This window comes from Streptomyces sp. GL_148 (assembly GCF_057834205.1).
This window is the reverse complement of record NZ_CM174396.1, coordinates 8,169,334-8,186,190: the sequence shown is the minus strand read 5'-3', so window position 1 is coordinate 8,186,190 and position 16,857 is coordinate 8,169,334. Positions and strand designations below refer to the sequence as shown.

The window sequence follows — 16,857 nt, the reverse complement described above, 5'->3', positions numbered from 1 at the left end:
TCGGGCGGGAGTCAGGCAGGTCCGGCCGGACCCGCGCGCAGCGGGACCGGCCGGACCGCGGAACCGGACTAGGCCCCGCTCGCCTTGAGCATGTCCTCGCGCTCGACGAGCTTCACGCGCTCGCGGCCCTGCGGCTCGCCCAGCGCCTTCTCGGCGGCGTCGAGCTTGTACCAGCCCTCCCACGTCGTGAAGCGGACCTCCCTCTGCGCGAGGAAGGTCTCCACCGCCTCCGGCTCGGGAGCGGCCGGCGTCAGCAGGCGGCCGTCCGCGTGGTCGGCGAGCAGGTTCGCGACCGTCTCGTTGGCGTCGCCCTTGGTGTGGCCGATCAGGCCGATGGGCCCGCGGCGGATCCAGCCGGTGACGTACGTGGACGCCAGGTGCGATCCGGCTTCGATGACGCGGCCGCCCTCGTCCGGCACCGTGCCGGAGTCGACGTCCCACGGCAGCTTGGGCAGCTCGTCGGAGAGGTAGCCGACGGCGCGGTAGACCGACTGGACGTCCCAGTCGGTGAACGTGCCGGTGCCCTTGACGTTGCCGGTGCCGTCGAGCTCGGTGCGCTCGGTGCGCAGGCCCACGACCTTGCCGTCCTCGCCGAGGATCTCGGTGGGCGATTCGAAGAAGTGCAGGAAGAGCTTGTGCGGGCGCTCGCCTATGTCGCGGATCGCCCAGTTCTCCAGGGTCTTGGCGACCATGTCCGCCTGCTTGTTGGAGCGGCGGGTGGTGATCGAACCCTCGTCGTAGTCGATGTCCTCGGGGTTGACGATGACCTCGATGTTCGGCGAGTGGTCCAGCTCGCGCAGCTCCATCGGGCTGAACTTGGCCTGCGCGGGGCCGCGGCGGCCGAAGACGTGGACCTCGAGGGCCTTGTTGGCCTTGAGGCCGTCGTAGACGTTCGCCGGGATCTCGGTCGGGAGCAGCTCGTCGGCGGTCTTGGCGAGGATCCGGGCCACGTCGAGGGCCACGTTGCCGACACCGAGGACGGCGACCTTCTCGGCCTCCAGCGGCCAGGTGCGCGGCACGTCGGGGTGGCCGTCGTACCAGGAGACGAAGTCGGCGGCGCCGTAGGAGCCGTCGAGGTCGACGCCCGGGATGGTGAGCGCGCGGTCCGCGGTGGCGCCGGTGGAGAAGATCACGGCGTCGTAGAACGAGCGCAGCTCGTCGAGGCTGATGTCGTTCGGGTAGTCGACGTTGCCGAAGAGGCGGACCTGCGGCTTGTCGAGCACCTGGTGCAGGGCGGTGATGATGCCCTTGATGCGGGGGTGGTCGGGAGCGACGCCGTAGCGGATCAGACCGAAGGGGGCCGGCATCCGTTCGAAGATGTCGATGGACACACCCGGCTCGGCGGCCGCCTCGGACTTCAGCAGGGCGTCGGCGGCGTAGATGCCGGCGGGGCCGGCACCGACGATTGCTACCCGCAGGGGGCGAGGCATGGCTGGGTTCCCTTCGAACGACGAAACACTCGATCAAGGGAACCCTAAGCTAAGGGCAACCTAACCCGGCACCCGCCCCTTGGTTATGCCCCTATAACCCTGGCTTATGGCATCCCCAAGCTGCGCTTGGGGCCTCCGGCGGCATCCAGGAGCTGGCCGGAACCCCGTGATACCCATGGGCCGCATGGACACCGACCCCGCCCACCACCCCGAGACCTCGCGCGCCCGCCGCCCCCTCCTCTTCCTCGATGTCGACGGCCCGCTGATCCCGTTCGGCTCCCCGCACGGGCACCCGGTCTACGAGGCTCCGGGCGCGGCCGACGCCTCCAACAACCATCCCCTCCTCTCCCGGGTCGATCCGGCGCTCGGCCCCCTGCTCGCGGCGCTGCCGTGCGAGCTGGTGTGGGCCACGACCTGGGGCGAGGACGCGAACCTGGTTCTCGGCCCTCGGCTCGGGCTGCCGGCCCTGCCGGTGGTGGAGTGGTCCGAGCCCTCCGCTGCGGACGGCCCGGGCCGCCCGGGCGGCCCAGCGCACTGGAAGACCGCCGGCCTCGTCGCCCGGGCGGCGGGCCGGGCGTTCGTCTGGGTCGACGACGAGATCGGCGACGCGGACCGCCGGTGGGTGGCCGCCCACCACCCCGGCCCTGCCCTCCTCCACCGGGTCGACCCCCGGATCGGCCTCGGCAAGCCCGACTTCGCCGTCCTGGAGGCGTGGCTGCGCACACACGGCGCCTGAGCCCGGACAGCCGCGGACCCCGCACCGCCCGGCTCCGCGGCCGCCCCCGCGCGCCACCCGGCGTACGCCCGGGGAGCGTTCGCCGCACCGCCGGGCCAACGAGCGCGGCTTCGGGCCCCGTCCGGCATGGGTAGTCTTCCCGGGACACAGTGTGCGGCGGGGTTCGGGGTGGGGTCATGGGGCGTCAGATACGTGTGCCCGGTGCGGTACTGGCGGCCGTGCTGCTGCTGGCCGCAGCCGGCTGTTCCGGGGCGACGGGGGCCGGGGCGGGGGCCGGGAGGGCTCACGGCGACGACGGGAAGCCGGGCGGTGCGACGCCCTCCGCGTCCGCACCCGCCACGTCCGCGCCCGCCGACGCCAAGCCCACCTCCGGCGACGTGCTCCCCGGCATGGTCGGCGCCTCCGTGGCCCGTACCCAGCTGGCCGCGCTGAAGGTGGCCCCGCCGGGAACCATGTCCGGCTACAGCCGGGACAAGTTCACGCACTGGGCGGAGCAGGGCGACAAGTGCGACACCCGCGAGGTCATCCTCCGGCGGGACGGCGCGAACGTCACCCGGGACTCCCAGTGCAAGGCCGTGTCCGGCACGTGGAAGAGCTTGTACGACGAGGTGGTCGTCACCGAGGCCTCGAAGATCGACATCGACCACATGGTGCCCCTCGCCGAAGGCTGGCGTTCCGGCGCGGCCGGCTGGGACGCCGCGAAGCGCAAGGCCTTCGCAAACGATCTGGCGCACCCTCAACTGCTCGCGGTCACGGCCTCGTCGAACCGCTCGAAGGGCGACCAGAGTCCCGACCTGTGGCAGCCGCCGTCGAAGACCTCCTGGTGCCAGTACGGGCGGGCCTGGACCACCGTCAAGTCCGTGTACGGCCTGACCGTCACCGAGCCCGAGAAGAAGATGCTCTCCACCATGCTGGACACCTGCGCGGCCTGACGTCACTCACCCCAGGACCGCGATGCCCAGGGGACGCGATCCCGCCGCGAGCCGGCGGCTGTTCCCGCTGTCGAGGTCCACGACCGTGATGCCGTTCCAGTAGCCGTCGCGGGTGTAGCCCCCGGTGACGTAGGCCGTCCGCCCGTCCCGGGACACGGCCACGTCCTCGTGCGGCCCGTCCAGCGGGTACACCCGCTCCGAGCCGTCCGGGGAACGGACGGTGAGGGAGGGGCCCTTGCCCTTGCCCGGTTCCACGGCCCCCGTCCCGACCACCAGCAGCCGGCCGTCCGCCGTGACCGCGGCCCCGTGCTGGTGGGTGTCGGCGGTCATCTCCTCCACCGTGGTGCGGCCCGTCTCCGGGTCCACCACCGCGAGCCGCTCGCCCTCGAAGGGGAGCAGCAGCATCCCGTCCGCCGGCCGTACGACGGCGTAGTGCGGTTTCAGCCAGGAGGCGAGGCCGCCCTCCGTCCCGTACGGGGCGACCTCGAGGCGGCGCGGCGGCGCCGATCCGGCAGGGCCGCCGGATCCGACCGGCACGACGGTGACGTCGAAGGAGTCGTGGCCGGTGACGTACACCTCGGAGCCGTCGCGCGAGACGTCCACGTCGAAGGGCCGTCGGCCCACCGGGACCACCCCCGTGACCTTGTTCTTCGACGTGTCGATGACCTCGAGGACGCCGGTGGTCCCGGGCACGTTGACCCCGACGTACGCGTGCGCGCCGTCGGGCGAGAGCCCGATGCCCATGCCGCCGCCCCGGTACTCGCCGCCGGTCACGGGCCCGGTGCCGGTGGTGCGGTAAGGGATCAGGGCCAGCCGGGTCCGCTTCCGGGTATCCACGACGGCGACCCCTTCGGCCGTGGCCACCCAGGCCCGGCCGTCCGCGCCGACCACCAGGCCGTACGGGGCCCTGCCGACCGGCACGGAGGCGACCGCGCCGCGCTCCGGGTCCACGAAGGTGACGGTGTCGGCCCCGAAGTCGGCGACCAGGAGGGTGCCGCCAGGAGTGGTCGCGTCCGTCGGGAGCGGGGAGGCCGCGGAGGCCGCGGGCGCGGCGGCTGCCGGTGCGCCGGGGGTGGAACAGGCCCCCAGCAGCAGGGCGCCGGCGAGGGCGGCGAGGGCGGTACGGGTTCCCCGTACGCGGCGGCGCGGGTGCGGGCGGTCGTGCTGCGGCATGGGCGTGGCCCCTCTCGGTTCCGGGGGCGGGGCCGGTGGTGCGCCCGCTCCCCCGTACCCATCCTCACCTCGCGGGGCCACCGGACCGCTCGGCCCGGCGGCCGACAGCGGGGTCGTCCGATCGGTCGATGCGGGGACGCGCCGGGCCGGGGAGCCGGACCGGGCGCGGGAGGTGAGCAGGGCGGCTCAGCCCTCGTACTCCGTCAGGTCGATGCCGTGGAGGTTGAGGAGGGCGCCGGTCTCCGGGTGGTTGATGTCCTTCTCGGCGGTCATGCCCAGCTTGCGGATCACGTTCTCGGACTCGTCGTTGCCCGCCCGGTTGATGGCGACGACCCGGTCGAGGCCCCGGTCCTGGAGGGCGAACTCCAGGGTGGCGTGCGCGGCCTCGGAGCCGTAGCCCTGGCCCCAGTAGGAGCGGCCGAGCCGCCAGGTGATCTCGGCCGCCGGCAGGACCTCGGGCAGCCACCACGGCATGGAGAGCCCCACGGCTCCGATCAGCTCGCCGGAGGCCAGCAGCTCCACGGCGAAGATCCCGAAGCCCTCCTCGTCCCACTCGTCCTCCCACCGCTCGATGGTCTCGGCGGTCTCCTCCAGGTCGAGGGTCTCGCCGTCGCCGATCCAGCGCATCACCTCGGGGTCGGCGTTGATCTCCGACAGGGGGACGAGGTCGTCCTCGGACCAGCGGCGGAGGAGGAGGCGGGGGGTACGGATCTCGGTCATGAGTCCCATCCTGCCGAACGCGCCGGACATCGGGTAATCGGGTCCCCCACGGGCTCGCCCGCTCCCCCGCCGCCGCCCCGCCCTACCCCTCTGCTACCCCCCTGCTACCCCCCTGCTACCCCTCCGGGACGGTGATCGCATCGAGCTGCGCCCTCAGGTGGACGTGCGAGTCGACGGGCTCGTGCGCGATCCGGCCCAGCGGCGCCGGGAGCGATTCCACGCGGGTGTGCGGATCACACTCGTAGAAGTAGACCAGCGAGATCAGCTCCTCGGCTGGCGCGTCGGCGGGCGGCGGCAGCACCCGGTGGCGGCCCGCCCGCCAGCGGTCGCCCGTCCAGCGCGCCATCAGGTCTCCGATGTTCACGGTGAGCGCGGCCGGATCGTACGGGGCGTCCTGCCAGCCCTCGGCGTCGGTGTGGATCTGGAGTCCGCCCGCGCCCTGCTGCCGGTCGAGGACGGTGACGGTGCCGAAGTCGGTGTGCGCGCCGATTCGGAACTGGCCGGGCAGCGGCGGGCCGAGGAGCTCGGTGCCGGGGTACCAGTTGAGGTTGAACCCCCAGGTGGGGTGGCGGGTGTGCCGGGTGAAGTGGTCCGTCTCCAGGCCGAGCGCGGCCGCCAGCAGCTCCAGCAGCTCGTCGGACAGGGCCCGCATCGCGGACAGGTACTCCGTCACCGGCCCCTGCAGCGCGGGCACTTCGGCCGGCCACGCGTTCGGCCGGAACCACTCGGCGTCCACCGACGCGGTCCCGGTCGGCTCCTCCGCCGCGAAGGACCAGGACTCCTTGAGGTCGGGCGGGGAGGCCGCGCCCTCCGCGTAGCTGTTGGCCTCGGCCCCCGGGCCGAGCCAGCCCCGGCCGCCGACCGGCACGGCGTACGGGGCCTTGGCGGCGGCCGGGAGCCGGAAGAAGGTCCGCGCCGCCTCCCGGATCCGCCCCGGCAGCTCCGGGTCCACTCCGTGCCCGGTCACCAGCAGGAACCCGGCCGCCTGGAGCGCCTCGTCGACGCGGGAGGCGACCTGCCGGCGGGCCTGGGGCCCGCCGGAGCGCCACGGGCCGAGATCGATCACGGGGACCTGGGAACTCACCACGGCGGGACCTGCTTTCCGGATCGGGAGGGCTGCCCGAGCCCGGCCCGGCCGGGATCTTTCGGATCTTGCCGGTCAGGCAGGGTCCGAAAGAGACGGCCTAGGGCCAGGCGTCGCGCGGCAGACGGGAGTTTGACGACAGGCCCTAGCTCGGCGAGCTCAGGGTGTACCGGACCGTGCCTTCCCCGGAGCCCGCCTCCGTGAAACCGGCCCGGCGCAGCACCCCGTGCGAGGGGGCGTTGTCGTCGTCCGCCTCGGCCGCCAGCAAGGTGCAGCCCGGCTGCCCGAAGGCCCAGCCGGAGAGGGCCTTCGCCGCTTCGGTGGCGTAGCCGTGGCCGCGCGCCGACGGGAGGAGGTCGTAGCCCAGTTCGGCACGGCCCTCTGCGTCCGGGGCCGTGTGGAAGCCCATGCCGCCGATCGCCCGCCGGTCGCTCGCCCGGATGATGGCGTACGGGCCCCAGCCCGGCCGGTACACGCCTTTCTCGCGCGCCTCGGCCGTCCTGCCGGCGGCGTACCGCGTGCCCTCGCCGGGTCCGTCTTCGGCCCAGACGAAACCTCCGGTGCCGCCCGCGTGCAGGTCGGCCGCCACGTTCGGGGTGATCTCGCAGAGCAGTACGCGCTCGGCCGGGACGGGGTCGAAGTACCAGCGCCAGATCGTCTGCCGGGACCGGCCGGGCAGTTCGCCCCGGCCGGTGGCCCACAGCAGGGTGCGCCAGGAGTCGTCGGCGTCTCCGTGCGGGAGGTGCGGGAAGAGGCGGTCCAGGACCAGGGCGGGCAGCTCGGGGCCGGGCTGCCAGTCGTGTACGCCGAGACCGCCGAGCACGTCGTGGGTGTGCAGCAGCGTCTCGATGACGCCCATCGCCGCGAAGCTGCCCGGATCCGCCATCCCCGCCGGATGCCACGCGCGGTCCTCCGGCTTGGCGAGGGACACGATGGCGGACAGGAAGCGGCCGGAGGCGGTGATCATGTCGAGCACCCCGGCCGGGGTGGTGCCCTCATCCGCCCGGACCTCCAGGGGGACGTACGCGTCGGTGGCGCGCACGGCGAGCTGCGCAGCGTAGGAGACCAGGTCCTCGGCCACGTGCACGGCGGTGTCGTGGCAGCTCCAGTCCAGCCCTGCGGCCGGGGTGCTCCAGTCGCGGTGAGTCACCGCACGCAGTGCTTCGGTGGCGAGCGATACCGCCGAGTCGATGTCGGTGGCGGTCGCGGGGGAACCCTTGTACATCATCATCCGGCGAACCCTAGGTGTCGTTCCCGCGGGCCGCCAAGGGGATATCCGAGGCCCGGTGGCGCGCCTGCGCGGCCGCGCCGGGGCCGGGGCGCTACTGCTTGTGCCGGGACGGCGCGCTGACCGCGCCCCGGTGAAGGGCGGAGCAAAACGGTGGAGATTTCGACGAGGGACGTCTTCGGGGCGCCCTGCTGGGTGAGCCTGATGGCCCGGGATCTCGGTGCGGCGCAGCGGTTCTACGGTGAGGTCGCGGGCTGGCGGTTCCGGCCCGCGCGGCTCGGCGAGGCCTTCAGCGTGGCCGAGCTGGACGGGATGCCGGTGGCCGGGATCGGGGCGCTGGCCGGTGATCTCGCAGTGGCCGTGGCCTGGACCCCGTACTTCGCGGTCGACGACGCCGACGTGGCGGCGGACCGGATCCGGGAACGCAGCGGCACGATCGCGGTCGGCCCGGTCTCCTTCGAGTCGGGGGGCCGCGGGGCGCTGGCGGCGGACCGGGACGGGGCGGTGTTCGGGATCTGGGAGGGCCAGGTCTCCTCGGGCTGGCGGGTCGGGTCGGGACAGGCTCCGGCCTGGCTGGAGCTGCGCACCCGGGACGCCTTCGAGTCGGCGATCTTCTACGGGGAGGTGCTCGAGTGGGCCACCGGCCGCGCCGGGTGCTGCGAGGTCGCGTACGAGGAGGACCGCGTCGTGCTGCGCCAGGACGGGGAGCCGGTGGCGCGCCTCGACAGCGGTCCCGTGGAGCCGGGTTCCTACAGTCCGTACACCCGGCCGCGCTGGCACGTGCACTTCCGGGTGCCCGCGCTGGAGCCGGCGGTGGAGGCGGCGGTCGCGCTGGGCGGCCGCACGGTGTCCGAGCCCGGGTCGAGCGGGACCGAGCGGTGGGTGTCGCTGCGCGATCCGGACGGGGCGCTCTTCACCCTCACCTCGTCCCGGACGGACGACGGGGCCGGTGGGGCAGGCGGGACTGACGGGGACTGACGGGTTTACGGGGGTCCGCCGGATCTACCGGGGCTGCGGGATCTACCGGGGCTGCCGGATCAACCGGAACTACCGGGCCTACCGGATCTACGGCGTCCGACGGGTCCGGGTCCAGTCGAGGAGCTCGGCCTCGGACCAGGTGTTGACGACCCGGTCGGCCGTCACCCCGCACTCCACGGCGCGTTCGCAGCCGAGGGTCTGCCAGTCGAGCTGTCCCGGGGCGTGCGCGTCGGTGTCGATCGCGAAGAGGGTGCCCGCGGCCACGGCGAGCCGCAGCAGCCTGCGCGGCGGGTCGAGCCGCTCGGGCCGGCTGTTGATCTCCACGGCGGCGCCCGACTCGGCGCACGCCGCGAAGACGGCCTCGGCGTCGAACTCCGACTCGGGGCGGCCCCTTCCCGTCACCAGCCGCCCGGTGCAGTGGCCGAGGACGTCCAGGTGCGGGTTGCGCACGGCGGCGACCATCCGCCGGGTCATGGCGGGGGCGTCCATCCGGAGCTTGGAGTGGACCGAGCCGACCACCAGGTCCACCTCGGCCAGGAGCTCCGGCTCCTGGTCCAGCGAGCCGTCGAGGAGGATGTCGCACTCGATGCCGGTGAGCAGCCGGAAGGGAGCCCAGGTCTCGTTGAGTTCGGCGACGGTCCGCAGTTGTTCCCGCAGCCGCTCCGGGGAGAGCCCCCGGGCGACGGTGAGGCGGGGCGAGTGGTCGGTGAGCACCGCCCAGTCGTGCCCGAGGGAGGCCGCGGCGCGGGCCATCGCCTCGATGGGGCTGCCGCCGTCCGACCAGTCGGAGTGCAGATGGCAGTCGCCGCGCAGGGCCGCGCGCAGGGCGAGGGCTTCGGGGCCGGCCGGCGGGCCCTCGGGGTGGGCCGCGGCCTCGTCCTCCAGCCGCAGCAAGTAGGCGGGGATCTCGCCGCCGAAGGCTTCGCGGATGACCTGGGCGGTCTTGGGGCCGATGCCCTTGACGGCTTCGAGGGTGCCGGCGGCGACCCGTTCGGCGAGCTCTCCCTCTCCCATCCGTCCGACGGCGGCGGCCGCCCCGCGGAAGGCGTGGACCCGGTAGGTCGGCTCCTGGGAGCGTTCCAGCAGGAAGGCGATCCGGTCCAGCGCGGCCACCGGGTCCATCGCGTGTCTCCCTCCGCGAAACGGCAAACGGCAAACGGCACGACAGCACAGCGGGGACGGCGGGGACGGCGGGGACGGCGAAGCGGCGGAGCGGGGACCCGGGTCTCGGACCCGGGTCCCCGCTCCGCCCGGTCAGGCGCCGTCGGCCGGGTCGGCCGCCGGACGGTACTGCAGGGCCAGGCCGGCGAGTACGGCGCCGGCCGCCGCGCTCAGCACCGCCGTGATGCCGGCCCACTCCAGGGAGCCGCCGACCGCGCCGCCGAGCGGGTCGAACCCGGTGACGCCGCCGACCACGTGGAGCCCGGCCACGCCGAGCGCGACCACCGCGCCGGCCCGCCAGGCGCCGGCCGTGTCCCGTACCGCCAGCAGGGCGCCGGCGGTCAGGCAGAGCAGGGTGACGGCCAGGGCGAGCAACCCGCCGGGGTCTCCGGAGGCCAGGGCCGCCAGATCGCCGGGCACGTGCAGCGCACCGCAGAGGAGCAGTGCGAAGGCCACCGGCCAGCGCAGTATGTGGCGCAGCGCGCCCTTACCCGGCCCTGCCGGGCCCCGGACCGGCGTCGTGGACTGGCTCCGGGCCGGGGCCTGGGCCTGCGGTGCGGGCGCGTGGACGGGGGTCCGCACCCGGTCCGCCTGCTCGTCGGGGCGGTGCGGCGCGGGCTGTTCGCCGGTGCCGAGGATGCTGACGAGCAGGGCCACGTCCTCGATGGGCCGGCCGAGGGCGGCGGCCCGCAGCGCGATGTCGGTTTCGACCCCCTCGTGCGGGGGCTCGCCCAGCAGGGTCATCATCTCGCGGACCTCGTGGACGGGCCGGGATACGGCCGCCGCGCGCAGCGCCGTGTGTCCGGGGTTGGGGACCTGTCCGGAGTCCTTGAGGAGGTTCACCAGATCGGTGACCTCCCGTATGGGGCGGCCGGTGGCGGCGGTCTCCAGGAGGGTGTGCGCGGCTGGTGCCGAGGGCCGGGGTGCGGGGTCCGGGCGGGGCGCGCCCCCTGCCCCGGGAGCGGCCTGGGGACCGGCCTGGGCATCGGGAGCGGTCCCGGATTCGGTCCGGGGGCCGGGCTCGGGGCCGAAGTCGAGGTCGTCCGTGCCGGGGGCCGACGGCCGGACGTCCGTGATGTCGGGGAGCCGGCGCGGCTCTTCGTAATCCGTCGCGGCGAGCGTGATCGGGTCATTCATGGAAGGCTCCGTTCGCCGACGCGCGGGTCTACACATCGCACGCCGGTCATCGTGCGTCATGGGAAGCGCACGCTTTGTTACATTCAGCGGCACCGGGCCGCGCTGCGCCATTCGGGGCGGGCAAACGGGGGTCCCCCGCGGTGCCGCGGGCCCGGTCGGCGCCCGGCGTGGGCATGGTGGGGGCATGAAGGGTACGGAGGTACTGGCCGACGCGTTCGGCCGGATCCAGGGCGTGGTGCACGAGGCCGTCGAGGGGCTGGAGCCCGGACAGCTCGACGCGCGGATCGATCCCGGTGCGAACTCGATCACCTGGCTCGTCTGGCACCTGACCCGGATCCAGGACGACCACGTGGCGGACGCGGCCGGCTGGGAACAGGTCTGGGACGGGCAGGGCTGGGAGGAGCGGTTCGGGCTGGGGCTGCCCCCCGGGTCGACCGGCTACGGGCACACCGCCCGCGAGGCCGGCACCGTCCGGGTCGGCTCGGGGGAGCTCCTGCTGGGGTACTTCGACGCCGTCCACGCGCAGACGGAGCACTTCCTGCGGGGGCTGTCCGCCGCCGACCTGGACCGGGTGGTCGACGAGCGGTGGGACCCGCCGGTGACCCTCGGGGTGCGGCTGGTCAGCGTGATCGGCGACGACCTCCAGCACGCGGGGCAGGCGGCCTTCGTCCGGGGCGTGCTGACGAGGGGCCGCTGATGGCGTCCGCGGGAGCCCTGCTGCTGACCCTCCTCCTGGTGGCCGCCGCCCCGGCTTCCCTGGCCGCGGCCACCCCGTCGGGCGGGCCCGGGGCCGGGGCCGGGGCCGGGACCAGCTCCGCGCCGCTCGCCCGAGCCCGGGCCGGCTGGACCGACCACCGCTCGGGCGCGGCTGTCGGAGCTGGCGCCGGTACCGGTACCGGCACCGGTGCCCGCCTCGCCGAGCGGCCCGTCGTCGGGACCGACCGGGGAGCGGTGCGCGGGCGGGAGGCCGCCGGGTACCGCACCTTCGAGGGCATCCCGTACGCCGCCGCGCCGACGGGGCCGCTGCGCTGGCGCCTTCCGGAGCCCGCCGCGCGCTGGGCGGGCGTACGGGACGCGGGTGCGCCCGGGGCCCGTTGCGTGCAGCTGCCCGCGGTGGGACCGGGCGGCCCGAGCGGCTCGGAGGACTGCCTGTTCCTCAACGTCACCGCCCCGGAGCCGGCGGCCTCAGAGCCGGCAGCCCCGGACACCTCCGGCCGTCCCGTCATGGTCTGGTTCCACGGGGGCGGGTTCGTGAACGGCGCCGGGGACCTGTACCGGCCGGGCCGGCTGGCGTCGGCGGGTGGGGCCGTGGTCGTCACGGTCAACTACCGGCTCGGGATCTTCGGGCTCTTCGGGCATCCCGCGCTCCACGGGGCCCCCGATTTCGCGCTGGCCGACCAGCAGGCCGCCCTGCGCTGGGTGCGGGCGAACGCCGCCCGCTTCGGCGGGGATCCCGGCAACGTCACCGTGTTCGGCGAGTCCGCGGGCGCCCTGAGCGTCTGCCTGCACCTCACCTCCCCCGCCTCGGCCGGCCTGTTCCACCGGGCGATCGTGCAGAGCGGTTCCTGCTCGCTCACCGTCCCGGCGCACTCGCTGCTCCCCGCGCTGCCCGCCTACGAGCCGTTCGCGGCGGAGCACCGCACCACGGCCGAGGGGGCCGCCGCGGCGGTCCGGCTCGGCTGCGGCCGCCCGACGGACGACGAGGTACTGGGGTGCCTGCGCGGCCTCGCCCCCGAGGCCCTGGCGACCCCCGAGCTCATGACGCTCTTCTCCGCGGTGTCCTACGGCACCCGGTTGCTCCCCGAGGAGCCCCGGCGGGCCCTGGAACGCGGGGAGTTCCACCGGGTCCCGGTGGTGCAGGGCTCGACCCGCGACGAAATGCGGATCTTCCTCGGGCAGACCCTGACCGCCCACCCGGTCGCCGACCCGCCGGCCTACCGGTCCCGGCTGCGCTCCGTCTTCGGGGCACACGCCGGACTCGTCGAGGCCGCCTATCCGGTGACGGCCCATCCGACACCCGCGCTGGCCTTCGCCGCCGTGCTGACGGACGCCTCCTTCGTCTGCCCGCAGCTGCGGGACAGCCGGTCGCTGGCGCGGCACGTGCCCACGTACGACTACGGGTTCGACGACCGCCGCGCACCGGACTTCAGCGGGCTGCCACCCGTGGCGGGCTTCCCGTACGGGGCCTCGCACGGGTCCGAGCTGCCGTACCTCTTCGACACCGGTCTCCCGATGAGCGCCGCGCAGCGGGTGCTCGCGGAGCGGATGACCGGCTACTGGACCCGGTTCGCGGCGACCGGCGATCCGAACGCTCCCGGGACGGGGCCCTGGTGGCCGCGCTCCCCCGCCGTCCTGTCCCTGGCGCCGGGCCCCTCGGGCGGCATCCGGCCCGTGGACGCGGCGGCCCGGCACCACTGCGGGCTGTGGGACTCCGTGGGACAGGCTCTCTCCGTAGGACAGGCTCTCGAAAGGGCGGGCTCGTGACCGGTTTGACCGACATCCTGCAGCCGTACGTGGACGACGGGACGCTGCCGGGGGCGGTGGCCCTGGTGGACCGGGGCGACGACAAGGAACCCGAGGTGGCGGCCGTGGGCTGCGCGGACGCCGGGGGCGAGGCCCCGATGGTCCGCGACTCGATCTTCCGGATCGCCTCGCTGACCAAGCCGGTCACGGCGGCGGCGGTCATGATGCTGGTGGAGGACGGCCGGTTCGCGCTGACCGACGCGGTCGCGCCCTGGCTGCCGGAGATCGCCGCACCGGTGGTCGTACGGACTCCCGCGAGCCCGGTCGACGACGTGGTCCCGGCGAACCGGCCGGTGACGGTGGCCGACCTGATGACCTTGCGCGCGGGGTGGGGCTTCCCCTCCGACTTCTCGCTCCCGGCGGTCTCACCGCTCTTCGGCGAGCTGCGCCAGGGCCCGCCGCGACCGCAGGAGGTCGCGGGGCCGGACGAGTGGATGGCCGCGCTGGGCCGGATCCCGATGCTGCACCAGCCGGGCGAGGCCTGGTTGTACAACACCTGCTCGGACGTGCTGGGGGTGCTGATCGCCCGGGTGGCGGGGTGCTCGCTGCCGGAGTTCCTGGCGGAGCGGATCTTCGAGCCGCTGGACATGCCCGACACCGGTTTCGCCGTGCCGGCGGGGCAGTCGGGCCGGTTCACGCACTTCTACCGGGCCGGCGCGGGCGGGGGCCTCGACCTCGTGGACGGCCCCGACGGGCAGTGGAGCGCGGTGCCCGCCTTCCCGTCGGGCGCGGGCGGGCTGGTCTCGACGGTGGACGACCTCCACCGCTTCGCCCGGATGCTGCTCGACGGGGGCGGCCCGCTGCTCTCGGCCGATTCGGTGCGGCGGATGGCCACCGACTGGCTGACCCCGGCGCAGCGGGCCGGGGCCGAACTGTTCCTGGAGGGCCAGGGCTGGGGGTTCGGCGGGTCGGTCGACGTCACGCCGGCCGAACCGTGGAACGTGCCGGGCCGCTACGGCTGGATCGGCGGCACCGGCACCGCCGCCCACATCGTCCCCGCGACGGGGGCGGTCACCATCCTGCTGACCCAGCGGGAGCTGACCGGCCCGTCGCCGGCACCGGAGACGATGCGCGCGGTGTGGGCGTACGCGGCCGCCTAGGTGTATTGCCCTGTGAGGTTGGGGACGCGGCTGGCGGGTGGTTTGCCTGCGAGCGCGGTGTGTCCGCGGTGGTGATTGTAGGAGTGCAGCCACTGGGGGAAGGCGTCGCGTCGTTCCTGCTCTGACTGGTACGGGCGGGCGTAGGCCCATTCCTCCAGCAGGGTCCTGTTCAGCCGTTCGACCTTGCCGTTCGTCTGGGGCCGGTAGGGCCGGGTCCGCTTGTGGGTGATCCCGGCCGCGGTCAGCAGGTCGCGCCAGGCGTGGGATTTGTAGCAGGACCCGTTGTCGGTCAGGACGCGTTCGACGGTGATCCCGCAGGCGGTGAAGTAGGCCTGGGCCCGGGTCCAGAAGCCGGTGGCGGTCTCCTTCTTCTCGTCGGTCAGGATCTCGCTGTAGGCGAGGCGGGAGTGGTCGTCGACGGCGGTGTGGATGTACTGATAGCCGAGGCGGGGCCGTTTCTTGCGGCCGGCCTGACGGCCGAGGGTCTTGTGGCCGCCGCCGTCGGGGATGTTGCCGAGCTTCTTGATGTCGACGTGGATGAGTTCGCCGGGCTTCTCGCGTTCGTAGCGGCGTATGACACGGCCGGTCGCCCGGTCCAGGTGGGTCAAGCGGGCCAGCCCGAACCGGGTCAGGACGCGGTGGACGGTCGAGGGCACCAGCCGCAGGAGATGAGCGATGCGGGCCGGTCCCCACCTGCGCAGGAGGCGGACCTTGATGATCCTCCGCTCCGTGCGGGTCGGTGTCCGGCGCGGGCTGCGGTGCGGGCGCGAGGACCGGTCGTGCATGCCGGCTTCACCGTGAGCGCGGTAGCGGTCGGCCCACCGTTGGGCCGTGGTGGGTGAGACCTGAAAACGCTTGGCGGCCTGCCGATACGGCCAGCCGTCCTCGACCACGCAGCGGGCCAGTCGCAGCCGTCCGGTCTCGGTCAGGGGTGCATTACGGTGGGGCATGAGGGCCTTCTGTCGTTCGGTGTAGACGTCGCAATCCACACCGAACCCGGAAGGCCCTCACCCGTTCAAGACGCCTCAGCCGAGACCTCCATCACCCGTCCACAACCTCCCGGGGCAATACACCTAGGCCGTCGGTACGCCCCTCCGCTACGCCCGTCAGTGGTTCTCGGTCGGCCGCAGGTCGCGCGGGATCAGGGTCCAGGTGGTCGCCGCGGCGGCGATCGCGAGGACGCCTGCCAGCAGGAACGCCGGGGTGATCGCGAGGGTGTAGGCCTGCGAGGCGGCGTCGAGCAGGGTCCGGCCGACGCCGCCGCCGAGCTGTTCGGCGGCGTGGGCGGCCTCGCCCACGGAGTCCCGTACGGCGGCCAGCGTGGCGGAGTCCAGGTCCAGCGCCGGGAGGTTGCCCCGGTAGAGCGAGGCGGCGGTGGAGCCGAGGATGGCGACACCCATGGCCGAGCCGAGCTCGTAGCAGGTCTCCTCGATGGCGGCGGCGCTGGAGACCTCGTCGGCCGGGGCCGCGGAGATCAGGGTCACCGAGGCGACGGTCGTGGCGATGCCGGCACCCAGGCCCATGATGGTCAGCGCCGCGGCGAAGGCGGGGTAGCCGAGGCCGGTGAACTGCTGGAGGGTCCAGGGCAGGGCCATGCCCGTGGCGAGGACCACCAGGCCGCCGCCGAGCACGTGGCGGATCGCGAAGCGCTGCATGAGGGTCGGGGCGACCATCGAGGCGCAGATCAGCGCGAGCGGGGCGGGCAGCAGGCGCAGGCCCGCCTCCAGCGGGGTGTATCCCTGGCCGTACTGGAACCACTGGGTGACCAGGAACAGGATCGCGCCCATGCCCACCATGGGCAGGAAGATCGCGGTGGCGGCCACGCTGAAGGCGGGCTTCATGAAGAGCCGGACCTGGAGCAGCGGGTTGTCCACGCGGAGCTGGCGGCGGACGAACAGGGTCAGCGCGACGACGGCGAGGACCAGCAGGGCCCAGGGCAGCGGGTCGGCGACACCGCTCTTGCCGAGCTGCTTGATGCCGCCCGCGAGGGCGAGCATGCCGACGATCGACTGGCCGACGCCGGTCCAGTCCCACTTTCCGGCGGAGCGCGGGGAGCGGGATTCGGGGAGGTAGCGCAGGCCGGCCGCGACGATCACCGCGGTGACGGGCAGGTTGAGGAGGAAGGCGGAGTGCCAGCCGTAGTCCTGGACGAGCAGGCCGCCTACGACGGGGCCGAAGGCCATGCCGCCGCCGAACACGGCGGCCCAGACGGCGAGGGCGAAGGCGCGTTCCTTGGCGTCGGTGAAGACGCTGCGCAGGATCGACAGGGTGGAGGGCATGATCGCGGCGCCGCCGACGCCGAGGAGGGCGCGGGCCGCGATGACGTGCCAGGCCTCGGTGGAGAACACGGCCATGAGCGAGGCGAGGGCGAAGATGGCGAAGCCCGCCATGAGCAGACGCTTGCGGCCCCAGCGGTCGCCGAGGGCGCCCGCGGTGACCAGGAGCCCGGAGAGGGCGAGTGCGTAGATGTCGATGATCCACAGCTGCTGCACGGCGCCCGGCTGGAGGTCGCCGACGAGCGAGGGGAAGGCCACGTTGAGGATCGTGGTGTCCATCGAGATGAGCAGGAGACTGCCGGAGAGGATCGTGAGCACGATCCAGCGGCGCGGGTCCTGCGTGGGGGTGTGCATGGGGGTTCCGTTCACGGTTGCTTCA

The 16,857-nt window shown here is 74.1% G+C and carries 15 protein-coding genes; 6 read left to right on the top strand and 9 right to left on the bottom strand.

Going from position 1 to position 16,857, the window contains the following annotated elements; translation table 11 throughout:
* Window positions 1–68: 68 nt before the first annotated feature.
* Window positions 69–1,430 (bottom strand): FAD-dependent oxidoreductase, encoded by a 1,362-nt coding sequence (locus AC3IYI_RS36915; RefSeq protein WP_489407783.1) that lies wholly within the window; start codon window positions 1,428–1,430, stop codon window positions 69–71.
* Window positions 1,431–1,614: 184 nt separating this feature from the next.
* Here AC3IYI_RS36915 and AC3IYI_RS36910 point away from each other — a divergent pair, with 184 nt between their 5' ends.
* Window positions 1,615–2,166 (top strand): HAD domain-containing protein, encoded by a 552-nt coding sequence (locus tag AC3IYI_RS36910; RefSeq protein ID WP_489407782.1) that lies wholly within the window; start codon window positions 1,615–1,617, stop codon window positions 2,164–2,166.
* A gap of 176 nt (window positions 2,167–2,342) precedes the next feature.
* Window positions 2,343–3,098 carry an HNH endonuclease family protein gene (locus AC3IYI_RS36905; protein WP_489407781.1) on the top strand — a complete coding sequence of 252 codons (756 nt, stop codon included), beginning with the start codon at window positions 2,343–2,345 and terminating at the stop codon, window positions 3,096–3,098.
* A gap of 6 nt (window positions 3,099–3,104) precedes the next feature.
* Here the strand turns inward: AC3IYI_RS36905 and AC3IYI_RS36900 are convergent, their stop codons facing one another.
* The 4 genes from AC3IYI_RS36900 to AC3IYI_RS36885 form a co-directional block, all read right to left on the bottom strand.
* Window positions 3,105–4,271, bottom strand: coding sequence for a YncE family protein (locus AC3IYI_RS36900; RefSeq protein ID WP_489407780.1), 1,167 nt, complete (start codon window positions 4,269–4,271; stop codon window positions 3,105–3,107).
* 186 nt (window positions 4,272–4,457) lie between these two features.
* Complete coding sequence (locus tag AC3IYI_RS36895; RefSeq protein WP_478685493.1) at window positions 4,458–4,991, bottom strand: GNAT family N-acetyltransferase; 534 nt, start codon at window positions 4,989–4,991, stop codon at window positions 4,458–4,460.
* A gap of 115 nt (window positions 4,992–5,106) precedes the next feature.
* A complete protein-coding gene (locus tag AC3IYI_RS36890; RefSeq protein WP_489407779.1) occupies window positions 5,107–6,078 on the bottom strand; it encodes an isopenicillin N synthase family dioxygenase in 972 nt (323 codons plus the stop codon).
* A gap of 142 nt (window positions 6,079–6,220) precedes the next feature.
* Complete coding sequence (locus tag AC3IYI_RS36885) at window positions 6,221–7,306, bottom strand: GNAT family N-acetyltransferase (protein ID WP_489407778.1); 1,086 nt, start codon at window positions 7,304–7,306, stop codon at window positions 6,221–6,223.
* Window positions 7,307–7,507: 201 nt separating this feature from the next.
* Here AC3IYI_RS36885 and AC3IYI_RS36880 point away from each other — a divergent pair, with 201 nt between their 5' ends.
* Window positions 7,508–8,281: a VOC family protein gene (locus AC3IYI_RS36880; RefSeq protein WP_489411808.1), complete on the top strand. Its 774-nt coding sequence runs from the start codon at window positions 7,508–7,510 to the stop codon at window positions 8,279–8,281.
* 87 nt (window positions 8,282–8,368) lie between these two features.
* On the opposite strand, the gene AC3IYI_RS36875 is transcribed toward AC3IYI_RS36880, so the two are convergent.
* The gene (locus tag AC3IYI_RS36875) at window positions 8,369–9,403 is read right to left on the bottom strand and encodes a PHP domain-containing protein (protein ID WP_489407777.1); all 1,035 of its coding nucleotides are present in this window, start codon (window positions 9,401–9,403) and stop codon (window positions 8,369–8,371) included.
* Window positions 9,404–9,535: 132 nt separating this feature from the next.
* Complete coding sequence (locus AC3IYI_RS36870; RefSeq protein ID WP_489407776.1) at window positions 9,536–10,579, bottom strand: hypothetical protein; 1,044 nt, start codon at window positions 10,577–10,579, stop codon at window positions 9,536–9,538.
* Window positions 10,580–10,763: 184 nt separating this feature from the next.
* Between AC3IYI_RS36870 and AC3IYI_RS36865 the strand changes: the two genes are divergently transcribed.
* The 3 genes from AC3IYI_RS36865 to AC3IYI_RS36855 are packed head-to-tail and all read left to right on the top strand — an operon-like array spanning window position 10,764 to window position 14,202.
* Window positions 10,764–11,276: a mycothiol transferase gene (locus AC3IYI_RS36865; RefSeq protein ID WP_489407775.1), complete on the top strand. Its 513-nt coding sequence runs from the start codon at window positions 10,764–10,766 to the stop codon at window positions 11,274–11,276.
* Complete coding sequence (locus AC3IYI_RS36860) at window positions 11,276–13,063, top strand: carboxylesterase/lipase family protein (RefSeq protein ID WP_489407774.1); 1,788 nt, start codon at window positions 11,276–11,278, stop codon at window positions 13,061–13,063. The genes AC3IYI_RS36865 and AC3IYI_RS36860 overlap by 1 nt, the downstream gene beginning before the upstream one ends.
* Window positions 13,060–14,202, top strand: a complete 1,143-nt coding sequence (locus AC3IYI_RS36855) for a serine hydrolase domain-containing protein (RefSeq protein ID WP_489407773.1) — start codon at window positions 13,060–13,062, stop codon at window positions 14,200–14,202. The genes AC3IYI_RS36860 and AC3IYI_RS36855 overlap by 4 nt, the downstream gene beginning before the upstream one ends.
* On the opposite strand, the gene AC3IYI_RS36850 is transcribed toward AC3IYI_RS36855, so the two are convergent.
* A complete protein-coding gene (locus tag AC3IYI_RS36850; RefSeq protein WP_489407772.1) occupies window positions 14,199–15,152 on the bottom strand; it encodes an IS481 family transposase in 954 nt (317 codons plus the stop codon). The genes AC3IYI_RS36855 and AC3IYI_RS36850 overlap by 4 nt on opposite strands.
* A gap of 156 nt (window positions 15,153–15,308) precedes the next feature.
* Window positions 15,309–16,832, bottom strand: coding sequence for an MFS transporter (locus AC3IYI_RS36845; protein ID WP_489407771.1), 1,524 nt, complete (start codon window positions 16,830–16,832; stop codon window positions 15,309–15,311).
* Window positions 16,833–16,857: the final 25 nt, after the last annotated feature.

Coding starts and splice junctions, on each gene's coding strand:
- AC3IYI_RS36915 (WP_489407783.1), bottom strand. CDS start 1,430: ATGCCTCGCCCCCTGCGGGTAGCAATCGTCGGTGCCGGCCCCGCCGGC.
- AC3IYI_RS36910 (WP_489407782.1), top strand. CDS start 1,615: ATGGACACCGACCCCGCCCACCACCCCGAGACCTCGCGCGCCCGCCGC.
- AC3IYI_RS36905 (WP_489407781.1), top strand. CDS start 2,343: ATGGGGCGTCAGATACGTGTGCCCGGTGCGGTACTGGCGGCCGTGCTG.
- AC3IYI_RS36900 (WP_489407780.1), bottom strand. CDS start 4,271: ATGCCGCAGCACGACCGCCCGCACCCGCGCCGCCGCGTACGGGGAACC.
- AC3IYI_RS36895 (WP_478685493.1), bottom strand. CDS start 4,991: ATGACCGAGATCCGTACCCCCCGCCTCCTCCTCCGCCGCTGGTCCGAG.
- AC3IYI_RS36885 (WP_489407778.1), bottom strand. CDS start 7,306: ATGATGATGTACAAGGGTTCCCCCGCGACCGCCACCGACATCGACTCG.
- AC3IYI_RS36880 (WP_489411808.1), top strand. CDS start 7,508: ATGGCCCGGGATCTCGGTGCGGCGCAGCGGTTCTACGGTGAGGTCGCG.
- AC3IYI_RS36875 (WP_489407777.1), bottom strand. CDS start 9,403: ATGGACCCGGTGGCCGCGCTGGACCGGATCGCCTTCCTGCTGGAACGC.
- AC3IYI_RS36870 (WP_489407776.1), bottom strand. CDS start 10,579: ATGAATGACCCGATCACGCTCGCCGCGACGGATTACGAAGAGCCGCGC.
- AC3IYI_RS36865 (WP_489407775.1), top strand. CDS start 10,764: ATGAAGGGTACGGAGGTACTGGCCGACGCGTTCGGCCGGATCCAGGGC.
- AC3IYI_RS36860 (WP_489407774.1), top strand. CDS start 11,276: ATGGCGTCCGCGGGAGCCCTGCTGCTGACCCTCCTCCTGGTGGCCGCC.
- AC3IYI_RS36850 (WP_489407772.1), bottom strand. CDS start 15,152: ATGCCCCACCGTAATGCACCCCTGACCGAGACCGGACGGCTGCGACTG.
- AC3IYI_RS36845 (WP_489407771.1), bottom strand. CDS start 16,832: ATGCACACCCCCACGCAGGACCCGCGCCGCTGGATCGTGCTCACGATC.